Source organism: Acinetobacter sp. ANC_7503, from assembly GCF_056780035.1.
Window position 1 is genome coordinate 43,956 of sequence record NZ_JBWYJA010000007.1, and the last position, 14,351, is coordinate 58,306.

General features: G+C 41.0%; 13 protein-coding genes and 4 tRNA genes. 13 read left to right on the top strand and 4 right to left on the bottom strand.

All coding sequences use genetic code 11. The annotated features are described in order from the left end of the window. Positions 1-247 precede the first annotated feature (247 nt). The 3 genes from ppnP to AC1M9M_RS08950 all read left to right on the top strand — a co-directional run bounded on the left by ppnP (position 248) and on the right by AC1M9M_RS08950 (position 2,387). The gene (gene ppnP / locus AC1M9M_RS08940; protein ID WP_092766653.1) at positions 248-571 is read left to right on the top strand and encodes a pyrimidine/purine nucleoside phosphorylase; all 324 of its coding nucleotides are present in this window, start codon (positions 248-250) and stop codon (positions 569-571) included. Positions 572-707: 136 nt separating this feature from the next. Beyond that, on the top strand, positions 708-1,454 hold the full coding sequence (gene rlmB / locus AC1M9M_RS08945; RefSeq protein ID WP_035266007.1) for a 23S rRNA (guanosine(2251)-2'-O)-methyltransferase RlmB: 747 nt from the start codon (positions 708-710) through the stop codon (positions 1,452-1,454). Between the two features lie 6 nt (positions 1,455-1,460). Next, a complete protein-coding gene (locus AC1M9M_RS08950; protein ID WP_481596160.1) occupies positions 1,461-2,387 on the top strand; it encodes a DMT family transporter in 927 nt (308 codons plus the stop codon). Positions 2,388-2,403: 16 nt separating this feature from the next. Here AC1M9M_RS08950 and coaE read toward each other — a convergent pair whose 3' ends face one another. From coaE to pilB, 4 genes are read right to left on the bottom strand one after another with little or no spacing between them, the layout of a single operon-like run. After that, positions 2,404-3,006, bottom strand: coding sequence for a dephospho-CoA kinase (coaE, locus tag AC1M9M_RS08955; RefSeq protein ID WP_092766656.1), 603 nt, complete (start codon positions 3,004-3,006; stop codon positions 2,404-2,406). A 41-nt stretch (positions 3,007-3,047) separates the two neighbouring features. After that, the gene (locus tag AC1M9M_RS08960) at positions 3,048-3,908 is read right to left on the bottom strand and encodes a prepilin peptidase (protein ID WP_035266012.1); all 861 of its coding nucleotides are present in this window, start codon (positions 3,906-3,908) and stop codon (positions 3,048-3,050) included. After that, positions 3,908-5,134 (bottom strand): type II secretion system F family protein, encoded by a 1,227-nt coding sequence (locus tag AC1M9M_RS08965; protein ID WP_035266014.1) that lies wholly within the window; start codon positions 5,132-5,134, stop codon positions 3,908-3,910. The genes AC1M9M_RS08960 and AC1M9M_RS08965 overlap by 1 nt, the downstream gene beginning before the upstream one ends. Positions 5,135-5,154: 20 nt before the next feature. Beyond that, positions 5,155-6,864 carry a type IV-A pilus assembly ATPase PilB gene (pilB, locus tag AC1M9M_RS08970; RefSeq protein ID WP_035266015.1) on the bottom strand — a complete coding sequence of 570 codons (1,710 nt, stop codon included), beginning with the start codon at positions 6,862-6,864 and terminating at the stop codon, positions 5,155-5,157. A gap of 261 nt (positions 6,865-7,125) precedes the next feature. Here pilB and tpiA point away from each other — a divergent pair, with 261 nt between their 5' ends. The 10 genes from tpiA to AC1M9M_RS09020 all read left to right on the top strand — a co-directional run bounded on the left by tpiA (position 7,126) and on the right by AC1M9M_RS09020 (position 14,233). After that, positions 7,126-7,917, top strand: a complete 792-nt coding sequence (gene tpiA, locus AC1M9M_RS08975; protein ID WP_481596161.1) for a triose-phosphate isomerase — start codon at positions 7,126-7,128, stop codon at positions 7,915-7,917. A gap of 13 nt (positions 7,918-7,930) precedes the next feature. Continuing rightward, positions 7,931-8,260, top strand: coding sequence for a preprotein translocase subunit SecG (secG, locus tag AC1M9M_RS08980; protein WP_035266018.1), 330 nt, complete (start codon positions 7,931-7,933; stop codon positions 8,258-8,260). A gap of 53 nt (positions 8,261-8,313) precedes the next feature. After that, positions 8,314-8,398 (top strand) — tRNA-Leu (locus AC1M9M_RS08985). Between the two features lie 48 nt (positions 8,399-8,446). Beyond that, positions 8,447-8,523, top strand: a tRNA-Met gene (locus tag AC1M9M_RS08990). Positions 8,524-8,604: 81 nt separating this feature from the next. Beyond that, positions 8,605-8,681, top strand: a tRNA-Met gene (locus tag AC1M9M_RS08995). Between the two features lie 91 nt (positions 8,682-8,772). Beyond that, positions 8,773-8,849, top strand: a tRNA-Met gene (locus AC1M9M_RS09000). 202 nt (positions 8,850-9,051) lie between these two features. After that, positions 9,052-9,576: a ribosome maturation factor RimP gene (gene rimP, locus AC1M9M_RS09005; RefSeq protein ID WP_035266019.1), complete on the top strand. Its 525-nt coding sequence runs from the start codon at positions 9,052-9,054 to the stop codon at positions 9,574-9,576. A 39-nt stretch (positions 9,577-9,615) separates the two neighbouring features. Further along, a complete protein-coding gene (gene nusA / locus AC1M9M_RS09010) occupies positions 9,616-11,100 on the top strand; it encodes a transcription termination factor NusA (protein WP_481596162.1) in 1,485 nt (494 codons plus the stop codon). A 14-nt stretch (positions 11,101-11,114) separates the two neighbouring features. Next, on the top strand, positions 11,115-13,829 hold the full coding sequence (infB, locus tag AC1M9M_RS09015) for a translation initiation factor IF-2 (RefSeq protein WP_180028666.1): 2,715 nt from the start codon (positions 11,115-11,117) through the stop codon (positions 13,827-13,829). Next, positions 13,829-14,233: a ribosome-binding factor A gene (locus tag AC1M9M_RS09020; RefSeq protein WP_035266025.1), complete on the top strand. Its 405-nt coding sequence runs from the start codon at positions 13,829-13,831 to the stop codon at positions 14,231-14,233. Before infB ends, AC1M9M_RS09020 begins: the two co-directional genes overlap by 1 nt. Positions 14,234-14,351 lie beyond the last annotated feature (118 nt).

Here is a 14,351-nt window from a genome sequence, read left to right on the forward strand (position 1 = left end):
ATTTGAATATGAGAACTTTTAGTTTGCATTTTAACTGAAATTAGGTTGATTACTAGTGACTGAATATATTCTTTTACCTGTGTACAAAAGATATATAGAAGAAATCAAAAAAATCTTTAAATTTCATCAATAGGGAACAAAAGTTGCTTATAAAAACCATTGCAAAACACTGATTGATTAGTTGCTCGAGCGCAATTAAACTACGGCAATTAAAATTTATAAAATGCGCATTATTTGGAGAATACGCATGTCATCACAATTTGATCATGTATCTGTTGTAAAAAAATCAAATGTTTATTTTGGCGGGACGTGTATTAGCCACACTGTTCAATTTGAAGACGGTACGAAAAAAACACTTGGGGTTATTCTACCGACGGAACAACCGCTTACTTTTGAAACACATGTACCAGAGCGTATGGAAATTATTTCTGGTGAATGTCGTGTCACAATTGCAGACAATGAAGAACATGAGCTTTTCCGTGCAGGGCAGTCGTTTTACGTGCCTGGTGAGAGCCGTTTCAAAATCGAAACAGATGACGTATTAGACTACGTTTGTCATTTCGAAGGTTAATTACCAAAAAAAAATTTGACCAACATTCAATGGTCAAATCGGTTAAACTATTCGCTATATAAAATCCTGTAAAGTTGGCTTTGCGGGATTTTTCTTTTCTATATTATTGTATTGTCTTAGTGAGTTGAGGTCGTTCATGGCTAAACCCGAATATTATTATGGCGTTCATTCTGTGGAGTCATTGTTGGAGTTAGAACCTGAACGCGTTTTGACTCTATTTGCACTAAAAGGTCGTGAAGATCAACGTTTAAAACGTATTTTTGAGTTGGCTGAACCTTTCGGAATTAGTATTCAAAAAGCGAGCCGAGACAGCCTTGAAAAACTGGCTGGACAACCTTTTCATCAAGGTGTCGTTGCTGCAGTTCGTCCTCATCCAACGCTGAATGAAAATGATCTTGAGCAATTAATCAAAAGTACAGACAATGTTTTTTTACTGGCGCTTGACCAAGTGACGGACCCGCATAATTTGGGTGCGTGTATTCGAACTGCGGCAGCCATGGGCGTACACGCGGTTGTTGTTCCTCGTGATCGTTCTGCGAGCTTAACACCAACGGCTCGTAAGGTTGCTGCTGGTGGTGCAGAGAAAGTTAAATTTATCCAAGTGACGAATTTGGCTCGTACTTTAGCTAAAATCAAAGATGATTTTAATGTTCGAGTGATTGGCACGATGTTAGATGAGCATGCTCTACCTATTCACGAATGTGATTTGACTGGTCCTGTCGCAGTGATTATGGGTGCTGAAGATACTGGTTTAAGACCGATTACTCAGGCGCAATGCGATCACAAAGTTTATATTCCAATGAGTGGCAATTTACAAAGTTTGAATGTGAGTGTGGCGACAGGCATGGCACTTTACGAAGCGTGTAGACAACGTCAAGCCTAATTTGAGATGGCACTTTCAGATCGAGCCCAAGGCTATTTTTTTCTTATTACTACCATGTGCATCTGGGGGGGATTTACCCTCACTGCACGATTAAATGCGCTATGGCACATCAATACGTGGGACATTGTGGCACTGCGTTTTTCACTGGCTTTTTTGATCTTAATGCCGATTTTACTTTATCGTAGAGAAGCCTCTTTTTTACTTAAAAAAGAATCATTTATTTTGGCAATGATTGGTGGTGTGATCTATTGTTTGTTGGCTTATAGCGCATTTCACTATGCACCGACTGCGCATGCTGCAATTTTTCTCAATGGTTGTATTCCTATTTGTACTGCCATCGTGGCTTTTATATTGATGAAGCAGGCTTTTGATCGTCATACATGGGCAAGTTTGCTCATTATGATCACCGTGCTCGGTATTATGAGTCTCCTGATGTATCGTGAATCAGGCATTCCTTTTGGTGCTGGTGATGGATTATTCTTCTTGAGCGCCATTTTTTGGGCAATATTTACCGTATTACTGCGTAAATTCCAACTGAGTGCATGGCAGGCGATGTGTGGAGTTGCCATCTGGTCAGCCGTGATTTATGTACCCATTTACGTGTTATTTTTGCCCAAAGATCTTAGTACTCCTGAGCCTCAGCATTTACTGTTTCAGACAATATTTCATGGCATATTCGTGGTCATTATTGCAACTTTAACTTATGTGGAAGCGATTAAAAGACTCGGGGCTTTTAAAGCAGGGAGCATTACCAATTTAGCGCCTTTTTTAGCTGCAATTTTGGCAGTGCCTTTGTTAAATGAACCTTTAAGTATTGCGATGTTATTTGGGTTGTTGGGTATGGCGATAGGCGCATTACAACCATGGCGATGGCTGGGTCGCCAAGATGCACTAAGCCAAAAACTTGAGCAACAAAAAAAGCAGTCTTCTTAGACTGCTTTTTTAAAATCTAAGCTTGTTGTGTAATATCGAGATAATATTGGTGTTTTACTGCGAGTTGTTGATAGAGATGATCAAGTTCACCATCATTAATAACAACATCGTCTGCACGTTTTAATTTTTCTTCACGAGACATTTGCGCACTCATTATTTTTTTAATTTGCTCAATGTCTTGATGATCACGTTGCGAAGCACGCAAGATTTGTAATTCTGTGGATGCATCGATCAGTAAAGTACGTTGAGTAAGTTGGTGTTGATTGGTTTCAAATAAGAGTGGGGAAACTAAAATGGCATAAGGACTGGTCGCCCGTTGTAGTTGTTCAATAATCGATAGGCGAATTGCAGGATGCGTAATATTTTCTAATATCTTTCTAGCTTCAGGATGTTTGAAAATATGGTCTCTTAACGCTCTGCGGTCGAGTGCGCCATCTTCCAATAGCACCCAATCCCCAAAATGATCTTTAATTTTTTGTAGTGCAGGTTTTCCAATTTCAACCACTTCACGTGCTACGATATCTGCATCAACAACAGTAATACCTTGTGTTTCAAACCACTGACTTGCAGCAGTTTTTCCACTTCCAATACCACCTGTTAAGCCCAAAATAAAGCGCATGTAAAAAACCTTGTAATTATCATAATGGGGCTTATTTTAGCTTAACCGCCTAAATAAACCTTCATAATTTCGTTACCCCATAAGAATGCAATCCATCCAGCAATCGCAATATAAGGTCCAAAAGCAAAGGGCTGATTTTCTTTTTTGACTTTCATCAAAATGATGCCGATGATTGCACCGACTAAGGATGAAAGTAGGACAATGAGCGGTAATAAAAATGGACCCATCCATGCACCAAGCGCGGCCAGTAATTTGAAGTCGCCATATCCCATTCCTTCTTTGCCTGTCACGATTTTAAATAGATAGTACACCACCCATAAACAGAGGAAACCAATCAAATATCCCCAAATTGCGGAGGTAGGTGAGGTGTAGAGTGCATAGCTATTTACCGCTAAACCAAGTGCAGCCAAGGGGAGAGTATATCGATCGGGTAAAAGTTGTGTATCGAAGTCGATGAATGTGAGTGCGATCAGTGTCCACGTTAAAATTAAGCCAAAAAGCATTTGTAGGCTTGGACCAAATACCGCGACGACCACTAATGAGCAAACAGCAGTCAAAACTTCTACCAGTGGATAACGAATACCAATCGGATTTTCACATTCACCACATTTTCCACGTAAAAATAACCAACTTATCACGGGGATATTTTGATACCAACGAATAGGTGTTTTACATTTTGGGCAGGTCGATGCAGGTTTACTTAGCGTGAGCTTATCTTCATCAATTATGGCTTGGTCGGGATGTAAAAACATCTGACAGTCTTGACGCCATTCTTGCTCCATCATTTTAGGTGTGCGGTAAATGACAACATTTAAAAAACTGCCGACACATAAGCTGATGATTCCCACAGTTAAATAGAGTGCTGTAGGCGATTGAATTAAATACGCAATTATTTCGTTCATTACACCACAGAACCCATTTGGAAGATTGGAAGATACATTGCGATGACTAAGCCGCCGACCAAGACACCTAGAATGGCCATAATCAAAGGCTCCATCATGGAGGTTAAGCCATCGACAGCATTGTCGACTTCACTTTCATAATGGGTTGCAACCTTATCTAGCATAGCATCGAGTGAACCCGATTCTTCACCAATTGCTACCATTTGCACAGCCATAGATGGGAATAAATTGGTCGAGCGCATAGCGAAATGAAGCTGTTGACCAGTTGCAACGTCGTCACGAATACGCATAACTGCTTGCTCATATACCACGTTATTCGTTGCACCAGCTGTTGATTGGAGTGCATCGATTAAAGGGACGCCGGCAGCAAATGTGGTTGAAAGTGTACGGCTATAACGTGCGATAATTGCTTTATAAACCAAATCACCAAAAATAGGCAGCCTTAAAGCCGTGCGATCTAATGCATCCGCAAATTTTTGACTACGTTTTTTGGCTTCAATAAAGCCGATAATGGTCAGCGCGATACCAATAATTAAAATAAACCAATATTTTTGCACCCACTCAGACATTGCCACTACGAGTTGCGTGAACGCAGGTAAGTCTGCGCCAAATGAGCTAAACATCTCAGAGAAGACAGGAACCACTTTGACCATCAAAATAATGGTCACAATAATTGCAACCACAATGACAGCAATTGGATACTTCATCGCTTTTTTAATTTTTTGTTTGAGAACTTCACTTTTTTCTTTATAAATCGCAACTCGATCGAGCATGGTTTCAAGCGCACCTGATTGCTCACCTGATTCTACCAATGAGCAGAATAACTGATCAAAATGCTGAGGATATTTGCGTAGTGCACCTGCAAAAGTATTACCACCTTCGACCTCAGTTTTAATACCCAAAACCACTTCACGCATTGCAGGATTATCTAAGCCTTCTGCAACAATTTCAAAGCTTTGAACAAGTGGTACACCTGCTTTCATCATGGTGGCAAGCTGACGCGTAAAGATGGTGATGTCCAAAGTAGACACTTTCTTCTTCATTAAGCCTTCAAGAATATTCTTGCGCTTCTCGCGGATACTACGCACCGTAATGCCTTGTTTGCGGAGCATGACTTTTGCAAGTTGAATATTACGCGCAGGCATTTCACCTTTAACTTTGGTTCCCTTGCGATCCACGCCGTCATATACAAACGTTGGCATCATCTGTGCTTTTTTCACCGCCATAATGATTTCCTTATTTTTAATTATTCACTGGTCACACGATTCACTTCTTGTAAAGAAGTGAGTCCGTTCATGACCTTAATTAAGCCCGAACGTCGAAGATTCTTAAACCCCAGTCTTTCAGATGCAGCTGCAATCTCTAATGCATTGCCATCATCCATAATAATCTTCGAAATTTCAGGTGTCACTTTCATGACTTCATAAATACCGACACGTCCTTTATAACCATCACGGCACTCAGGACAACCGACAGGTTGATAAATTTTAAAATCTGGATCTGCTAAATCCTGTTCTGTGAATCCCATTTCTAACAAACTTGGTTTAGGAATATCAGCAGGTACTTTACAGTGTACACACAGTCGTCTAGCAAGTCGTTGAGCAATGACGAGATTCACCGAAGTTGCAATATTAAAAGAGGGAACCCCCATATTGCGCAACCGGGTTAAGGTTTCAGGAGCACTATTGGTATGAAGTGTAGACATCACCATGTGGCCTGTTTGTGCTGCCTTAATTGCAATTTCAGCTGTTTCGAGATCTCGAATCTCCCCGACCATAATAATATCAGGATCTTGACGCAGGAATGATTTCAATGCGACTGAGAAGCTTAAGCCCACTTTATAGTTGACGTTGACCTGATTAATGCCTTCTAAGTTAATTTCTACGGGATCTTCTGCTGTAGAGATGTTGGCATTTTCAGTATTTAAAATATTCAATCCTGTATAAAGCGATACTGTTTTACCAGAACCTGTTGGACCCGTAATCAGTAACATGCCTTGAGGCTTCTCAAGTGCCTCAAGGAATAAAGCTTTCTGATCTTCTTCATAACCTAATGCATCAATACCGAGCATTGCACTAGACGGATCCAAAATACGTAATACGATTTTTTCGCCAAATAGGGTTGGTAATGAGTTAACACGAAAATCAATCGCTTTAGTACGAGATAATTTAAGCTTAATACGGCCATCTTGCGGAATACGCTTTTCTGAAATATCCATTTGAGACATAACTTTCAAGCGTGAAGCTAATCGATTCGCGAGTTGCAATGGTGGATTTGCAATAGTTCTTAAAACACCATCAACGCGGTATCGAACTCGGTACGTTTTTTCATAAGGTTCGAAGTGTAAATCTGATGCACCCATGCGAATGGCGTCAACCAAAAGCTTGTTGATGTACTTAACAATCGGGGAATCATCACCTGAAGGACCATCATCGTTATTATTTTGCGGTGTATCGTTCTCGACCACGTTAACGTCAAGATCTTCATCGCCGAAATTGAAATTCTCATTTTCAGAAAAATGCTTTTCGATCAGTTTTTCAAGTTTATTATGTTCTACAGTAATAGGAACGACGTTTAATTTACTATTAAATCGAATTGCTTCCAATGCTTCGATATCTGTAGGATCACTCGTCGCTACAAATAAAGATATACCTCGTTGATATAAAGGTAAGATTAAATGTTTTGTAACAAGATTTTCTGCAACGATATCTTTGGGTAGTAACTCAACATTATATGCATCTAAATCGAACAGTGGCTCCCCAAACTCTTGAGCAACCATTTCAGCAATCGTATTTGCTCGTATTTTGAGATGTTCAACGAGGTAAGGTACTAATTTTTGATGAGATTTTTTTGAATTAATAATAGCATTTTGCATTTGCTGGGAGGTCAAAATGCCTTCATCAACCAAACGACGACTTAACCCAGAAAATTTTGGCCCACTTTGATCTAAAGTCATCCCCAATACGCCTTAAATTCATTTTATAATTCGAATATTAAAATTATACGGTTATAAGTAGAAAATTCTATACTTAAAATCATTAATATTATCCGAAAACTATGAAAAAATTGAATTTTTTCACTTATTCTGTTGGGTATTGTGTCTTATGTTGTCTTTTTTTAAAGAATTCTAGGTGCTGAATCTGTATCCATTGAATTTTTACGTTAATTTTTTAAAATCCGTGTAGAATGTGCGCATTTTTGATAGAAGGTTAGATCTATGTCGGGTTCGACAATTACTCCGTGGGTTGTAGGCAATTGGAAAATGAACCCAATGCAGGCTAACACGCAACAGCTTTTAGCTGATTTGAAACAACAGCTTGAGCAAGCTTCAATCGCTCATGATGTTTGTAAAATTGGTGTTGCGCCAACTTTATTGGCTTTACTCCAAGTAAAAAATGAACTTGCAACAGATGCTCATGAAGTGTTTGTGGTCGCTCAAGATGTATCACGTATTGCGGGTACTGGTGCATTTACAGGTGAAGTTAGCGCAGATCTTTTAAAGGATAGCCAAGTCGATTATGTATTAATTGGACATTCTGAGCGTCGTGAAATATTTAATGACACGCCTGCGATTCTTAATGAAAAAATAAAAAATGCTTTAGCTGCTAACTTACATATCATCTATTGTGTGGGTGAAAGCCTTGAACAGCGTGAAAGTGGGCAAGCTGAGCAAGTGGTGTTACAACAAATTTGTGACATTGCAGGTGTTGTGAATCCAGAGCAATGGGTGCATATTACCGTCGCCTACGAGCCAATTTGGGCAATTGGAACTGGTAAAACAGCTTCCCCGGATGATGCACAAGCAATGCATGCTAAAATTCGTGAAGGATTGAGTCAAATTACACCTGAAGGTCAAAACATAGCAATTCTTTATGGTGGTAGTGTAAAACCTGAGAATGCTGTTGAATTGGCAGTATGCCCTGATATCAATGGTGCCCTCGTAGGCGGTGCATCACTCAATGCAGAATCATTTGTTCAAATTGCGCAAGCATTTGCCCAATCAAAATAATTAGGAGTTCATCATGCAATCTTTTGTACTGGTGCTACACATCATTTTAGCGTTATTGATGATTATTTTAATTCTAGTACAGCATGGTAAAGGTGCAGATGCAGGTGCGTCTTTTGGCGGTGGCGGTGCAGCGACTGTATTCGGCGCTTCTGGTTCTGGTAACTTCTTAACTCGTTTAACCGGGATACTTACTGCTTTATTCTTTATCACAAGTATTAGCTTGGCTTACTTTGCGAAGCAGCAAACGACAGATGCTTATGGTTTGAAAACGATTAACACAACGGAGCAAGTTGATCAAAAATCGCCTGAAACTTCATCAACTGCACCAAAACCAGCTGAATAATTGAATATTTCGCTTTCAATTTTTCATTGAAACCACTAGAATGCGTCACAGCTGCGGTGGTGGTGGAATTGGTAGACACGCTACCTTGAGGTGGTAGTGCTTTCGGGCGTGGGGGTTCAAGTCCCCCCTTCCGCACCAACTTATAATCCAGAAGTTTAAGTTGGTGTTTGCGGCAAAATCTGTTGATGCGGGATGGAGCAGTCTGGTAGCTCGTCGGGCTCATAACCCGAAGGTCGTTGGTTCAAATCCAGCTCCCGCTACCAATCAATCCTATAATTAAGATGCAAACTTAAGATAGGCAACTTAAACAAAGTTTGAGTTGAGATATACTTTTTGCACGTTGATGCGGGATGGAGCAGTCTGGTAGCTCGTCGGGCTCATAACCCGAAGGTCGTTGGTTCAAATCCAGCTCCCGCTACCACTTTTGATTAAGGTGCAACTTAATCAAGTCTAATTAGAAAGTTTTTCTGATTGAAAAATGATTCAAATTTAGATATAATTTTGCACGTTGATGCGGGATGGAGCAGTCTGGTAGCTCGTCGGGCTCATAACCCGAAGGTCGTTGGTTCAAATCCAGCTCCCGCTACCAAGTTTCTAAAGAGGCTCACAACTAGGTGGGCCTTTTTGCACAGTGGGCATTGCTTTTCTGTGCAATAATGGGGGCGAATGCGCCCTTTTTTGTTATCTATCGTGTAGTGTGGACATCAATTGGTCAAATAATCATGCTATCACTATAGTTAGTCTGTGTCGGTCTGTTGGCCGATTGAATCGCACATAAATGACGAGAGTAAATGAAGTTATCAAATAAAACCCAAGCATTGTATGAACTGATCGCACCCGCTGTTGAGGCGTGCGATGTTGAACTATGGGGTTTAGAATTTACACCTCAGGGTAAGCGTTCGCTAGTACGTATCTACATTGACAAGCCTGAAGATCCAAACAAAGAACCTGTTATTTCCGAAGACGGTGAAATTGATCTTGGTCGTGGTGTGGGTGTGCAAGATTGTGTACGTGTTACCCAACAAGTTGGTGCAATCCTCGATGTTCATGATCCAATTTCTGGTGAATATGCATTAGAAGTTTCATCACCAGGTTGGGATCGCACTTTCTTTAAACTTGAACAGATGCAAGCATATATTGGTCAACAAGTTGCTTTACGTTTGATTTCTGCAGTGGATAACCGCCGTAAATTCCAAGCGAAACTGGTTGCTGTAGATGTAGAAAATGAAATGATCCAAGTTGAAGTTGAAAAGCAACAAGTGCTCGAGATCGATAGTCACAATATCGATAAGGCCAACTTGATCTACCAAGACTAAATTAATCTTAACTAAAAGAATTTGAATAGTAGGTGACTTATGGGCCGTGAAATTCTTACCGTTGCTGAGACGGTTAGTAATGAAAAAGGTGTTAGTCGTGAAGCGATTTTCGAAGCGCTCGAGCAAGCTCTAGTTGCTGCAACGAAGAAAAAATTCTACGAAGGCACAAATTCTGAAGAAGCACAGTTGCGCGTTGAAATCGATCGTAAGACTGGTGAATACCGTACTTTCCGTCAATGGACTGTAGTAGCAGATGAAGATCATGAAATGCCTGCATGCCAAGACGCGATTTCTGATGTGGACCCAGCGAAATGGTCAATCGGTGATGTGCGTGAGCTTGAAGTAGAATCAATTGAATTTGGTCGTATTGCAGCTCAAATCGCGAAGCAAGTTATTGTTCAGAAAATTCGTGAAGCTGAACGTGCGCTTATTGCAGATGCATATGAATCTAAAGTTGGTGAGTTAATTTACGGTGAAGTAAAGAAACAAACTAAAGATGGTTTCATCATTGACCTCGGTGAGAATGCGGAAGCATATCTTGCACGTGAAGAAATGATCGCAAAAGAAATTTTACGTCCTAAACAGCGTGTAAATGCGATTTTATTTAACGTAAACCGTGAAGGTCGTGGTGCGCAGCTACAACTTTCTCGTGCTAAGCCAGAAATGTTAATGGCATTGATGAAAAAAGAAATTCCAGAAATTTCTGAAGAAATCATCGAAATTAAAGCTGCTGCACGTCAACCGGGTGTTCGTGCTAAAATTGCAGTGAAAACGAACGATCATCGTATTGATCCAGTTGGTGCATGTATTGGTATGCGTGGAACACGTATTCAAGCTGTACAGCAAGAATTGAACGGTGAGCGTATTGATGTTGTAGTTTGGTCAGATGATCCAGCTCAATATATCGCAAGTGCTTTAGAGCCAGCAGATGTATCGGGTATTGTGATTGATGAAGAAGAACGCACAGCAGATATTATTTTTGCTACAAGCGATCAATTGGCGCGTGCAATTGGTTCTCAAGGTCAAAACGTACGTTTAGCTTCTGAGTTAACTGGTTATAAGCTCAATATGATGCTTGAAGAAGAGTACCGTGCTCGTCAACAAAATGAAGCACAGCAATATCTCGATATGTTTGTAGGTCGTCTTGATATTGAGGAAGACCTTGCGATGGCATTGGTAGAAATGGGCTTTACTTCACTTGAAGAGATTGCTTACGTTCCAGCTGAAACATTTGATGAAATCGAATTAGATGCAGAAACGGTTGAGCTTTTACAAAGCCGTGCGAAAGAAGTTGCATTAGCAGATGCACTGAAAGAGCAAGAAAATATTCAAGAACCGAGCGAAGAGCTTCTAGCGATGGAAGGAATGAGTTCAGAGCTTGCTTCTGCATTAGCGGCTCGCGGTGTAATCACAGTAGATGATTTAGCAGATCAGGCAACTGATGATATCTCTGATATCGAAGGTTTAGGTGCTGAGAAAGCAGGTCAATTGATCATGAAAGCACGTGAATCATGGTTTAATTAACGAGGAGGTCATACATGACGGATAAGTCAATTAAAGAGTTAGCAGTCAGCGTAGGTCTTCCAGTTGAAAAACTATTAGATCAGGTGCGAGATGCTGGGTTGCCTCAATCTAAGGCAGAAGACACAATCTCAGTAGAACAGCAAGACCGTTTAGTCGCTCATTTGAAAAAAGCGCATGGGCAAGACAGCGGCAGCGCAGGAAAAATCACGTTGAAACGTAAAACTACGAGTACTGCAAAAGTAGCAAGTACATCAGGTAAAGCTAAAACTATTAACGTAGAAGTTCGTAAGAAGCATACGTTCACTAAGCCAGATCCTGAACAAATTAAAGCTGAAGCATTGGCAAAAGCAAAAGCTGAAACTGAAGCAAAAGCACAGCAAAAAGTTGAAGTTAAACCAGTTCAAGCTGAAGAGAAGGCGCAACCTGCAGTAAGTAAAGCGAAAGCGAACTTAGATGCAATGCGTGCTGCAGCGAAACAATCGAGTGAGAAGCAAGAAGTTGCTAAAGCTGCGGTTGTGGTTAAGCGCAAGTCAACAAATAAACCGATTGTTAAACAAGCAACTAAGCCAACTGAAACTGCAGAACAGAAAAAAGCACGTGAAGCTGAAGCTGCTAAATTAAAAGCAGTTGAAGAAGCAGCACGTCGTAAAGCAGCTGAAGAAGCACAACAACGTACGCTTGAACAAATGCGTCAGATGGCTTCTAAGTACTCTAATGAAGATGCAACTGCAACGATTCGTGTGGTCGATGATTCTCCATTGGCTGCTGGTCTTGTTGGTCAAGCATACGAAGATTCATTCGCGAAAGAAGACCGTGACATTAAGCGTGGTAATAACACACCAGGTGCACGTTCTCCTAAGAAAGGTGGTCGTCGTGGTCAAGAAGAGCAATCTTTCCGTGACAACTCTCATAAACGTGGTTTGAAATCAAGCCAAGCTAATAAACATGGTTTCGAGAAGCCAGTTAAAAAGCAAGTTTATGATGTTGAAATCGGTGCAACTATTGTTGTTGCTGACCTTGCTGCAAAAATGGCGATTAAGGTTCGTGAAGTAATTAAAACACTCATGAAAATGGGTGAGCTTGTCACTCAAAACCAATCAATCGACCAGGATACAGCAGTTCTAGTGGTTGAAGAAATGGGTCATAACCCAGTTCTAGTATCAGATACTCAAGCGGAAGATAACTTGCTTGAGGCGGCTGAAGAAGCACGTGGTGCACAAACAACGCGTCCACCAGTGGTTACTATCATGGGTCACGTTGACCATGGTAAGACATCGCTTCTTGATCGTATTCGTCGTGCGAAAGTAGCGCAAGGTGAAGCGGGCGGTATTACACAGCATATCGGTGCTTATCACGTTACAACGGATAAAGGTATTATCACGTTCTTGGATACTCCGGGACACGCAGCATTTACTGCGATGCGTTCACGTGGTGCGAAAGCAACTGATATCGTTGTATTGGTGGTCGCAGCTGATGATGGTGTTATGCCACAAACAGCGGAAGCGATTGACCATGCTCGTGCAGCAGGTACGCCAATCATTGTTGCAATCAACAAGATGGATAAAGAATCTGCTGATCCAGATCGCGTATTGAATGAATTGACAACTAAAGAAATCGTGCCTGAGCAATGGGGTGGTGATGTCCCTGTCGCGATGGTTTCTGCGCACACCGGTGCAGGTATTGATGAACTTCTTGACTTGATCTTGATCCAATCTGAACTTCTAGAGCTTAAAGCTTCTGAAGAAGGTGCGGCACAAGGTGTAGTAATCGAAGCACGTGTTGATAAAGGCCGTGGTGCGGTTACTTCGATTCTTGTTCAAAATGGTACATTAAAAGTAGGTGACCTCGTTCTTGCAGGCGCATCTTACGGTCGTGTACGTGCGATGACTGATGAAAATGGTCAACGTATTAAGTCTGCAGGTCCATCGATTCCAGTTGAAATCTTAGGTCTTCCAGAAGCGCCAATGGCGGGTGATGAAGTTCTTGTTGTAAATGATGAGAAGAAAGCACGTGAAGTGGCTGATGCGCGTATGGATCGTGAACGTCAAAAACGTTTAGAGCGTCAATCTGCAATGCGTCTTGAAAACTTAATGGCTTCAATGGGCAAAAAAGACGTGCCGATTGTGAATGTAGTTCTGAAGACAGATGTTCGCGGTACATTGGAAGCGCTTCATGTTGCATTGGCTGAACTTTCAACTGATGAAGTGAAAGTGCGTGTCATTGGTTCAGGTGTTGGTGCGATTACTGAGTCTGATGTCACACTTGCAGAATCTTCAGAAGCATTCTTATTAGGCTTTAACGTTCGTGCAGATAATACAGCACGTCAAAAAGCTGACGCAGATGGTATCGACATCCGTTACTACTCAATCATTTATCAATTGATTGATGATGTGAAAGATGCAATGAGTGGTAAGCTTGCACCAGAACATCGTGAAACAATTCTTGGTGTGGCTGAAGTACGTGAAGTATTCCACTCAAGTAAATTTGGTGCGGCAGCAGGTTGTATGGTTCTTGAGGGCTTATTACACCGTAATAAACCAATTCGTGTCTTACGTGATGACGTGGTTGTGTTCCAAGGTGAACTTGAATCACTTCGTCGTTATAAAGAAGTGGTTGAAGAAGTTCGTGCTGGTATGGAATGTGGTCTTGCAGTCAAAGGCTATAAAGACATCAAAGTGCTCGATAAAATCGAAGTCTATGATGTTCAATTAATTAAACGGAGTCTTTAATGGCGGGTAGTCAACGTCTTAAGCGTATGGCGGACACGGTTCAGCGTGAATTGTCTGAACTTATCCGTCAGGAGCTGAAAGATCCACGCTTAGGTGGTCTTGTGACCATCTCAGCGGTGAAAGTGAGCCCAGATTTAGGCTATGCTGAAGTTTATGTTACTGTCATGGGGCGTGAACTTGGTGATGAGCAAAGTGAAGCAGCAAATAAAGATACTCTAGATGTTTTAAATAAAGCATCAGGTTTTCTGCGTCATGAGCTGAGTCGTCGTATTAAGACACGTATCACACCTCGTTTACGTTTCCATTATGATAAAACTAATGCATACGGAAACTACATGTTTGGTCTAATTGCTGAAGCTGTGAAGGACTTACCTCCAGCTGACGATAAAAAAGACGAAGAGTAATTTCAAACAAAAAGCCACCTTAGGGTGGCTTTTTTTATCTTAATGTTTTTATATAAATTAAAGCCATAAAATAAATGCTACATTCAATTTTGAATTTGCGTATACAATATTTTTAATT

What these genes read in the sequence shown, in the direction of transcription:
- ppnP (WP_092766653.1), top strand. Translation starts at nt 248, where the DNA reads ATGTCATCACAATTTGATCATGTATCTGTTGTAAAAAAATCAAATGTT.
- rlmB (WP_035266007.1), top strand. Translation starts at nt 708, where the DNA reads ATGGCTAAACCCGAATATTATTATGGCGTTCATTCTGTGGAGTCATTG.
- AC1M9M_RS08950 (WP_481596160.1), top strand. Translation starts at nt 1,461, where the DNA reads ATGGCACTTTCAGATCGAGCCCAAGGCTATTTTTTTCTTATTACTACC.
- coaE (WP_092766656.1), bottom strand. Translation starts at nt 3,006, where the DNA reads ATGCGCTTTATTTTGGGCTTAACAGGTGGTATTGGAAGTGGAAAAACT.
- AC1M9M_RS08960 (WP_035266012.1), bottom strand. Translation starts at nt 3,908, where the DNA reads ATGAACGAAATAATTGCGTATTTAATTCAATCGCCTACAGCACTCTAT.
- AC1M9M_RS08965 (WP_035266014.1), bottom strand. Translation starts at nt 5,134, where the DNA reads ATGGCGGTGAAAAAAGCACAGATGATGCCAACGTTTGTATATGACGGC.
- pilB (WP_035266015.1), bottom strand. Translation starts at nt 6,864, where the DNA reads ATGACTTTAGATCAAAGTGGGCCAAAATTTTCTGGGTTAAGTCGTCGT.
- tpiA (WP_481596161.1), top strand. Translation starts at nt 7,126, where the DNA reads ATGTCGGGTTCGACAATTACTCCGTGGGTTGTAGGCAATTGGAAAATG.
- secG (WP_035266018.1), top strand. Translation starts at nt 7,931, where the DNA reads ATGCAATCTTTTGTACTGGTGCTACACATCATTTTAGCGTTATTGATG.
- rimP (WP_035266019.1), top strand. Translation starts at nt 9,052, where the DNA reads ATGAAGTTATCAAATAAAACCCAAGCATTGTATGAACTGATCGCACCC.
- nusA (WP_481596162.1), top strand. Translation starts at nt 9,616, where the DNA reads ATGGGCCGTGAAATTCTTACCGTTGCTGAGACGGTTAGTAATGAAAAA.
- infB (WP_180028666.1), top strand. Translation starts at nt 11,115, where the DNA reads ATGACGGATAAGTCAATTAAAGAGTTAGCAGTCAGCGTAGGTCTTCCA.
- AC1M9M_RS09020 (WP_035266025.1), top strand. Translation starts at nt 13,829, where the DNA reads ATGGCGGGTAGTCAACGTCTTAAGCGTATGGCGGACACGGTTCAGCGT.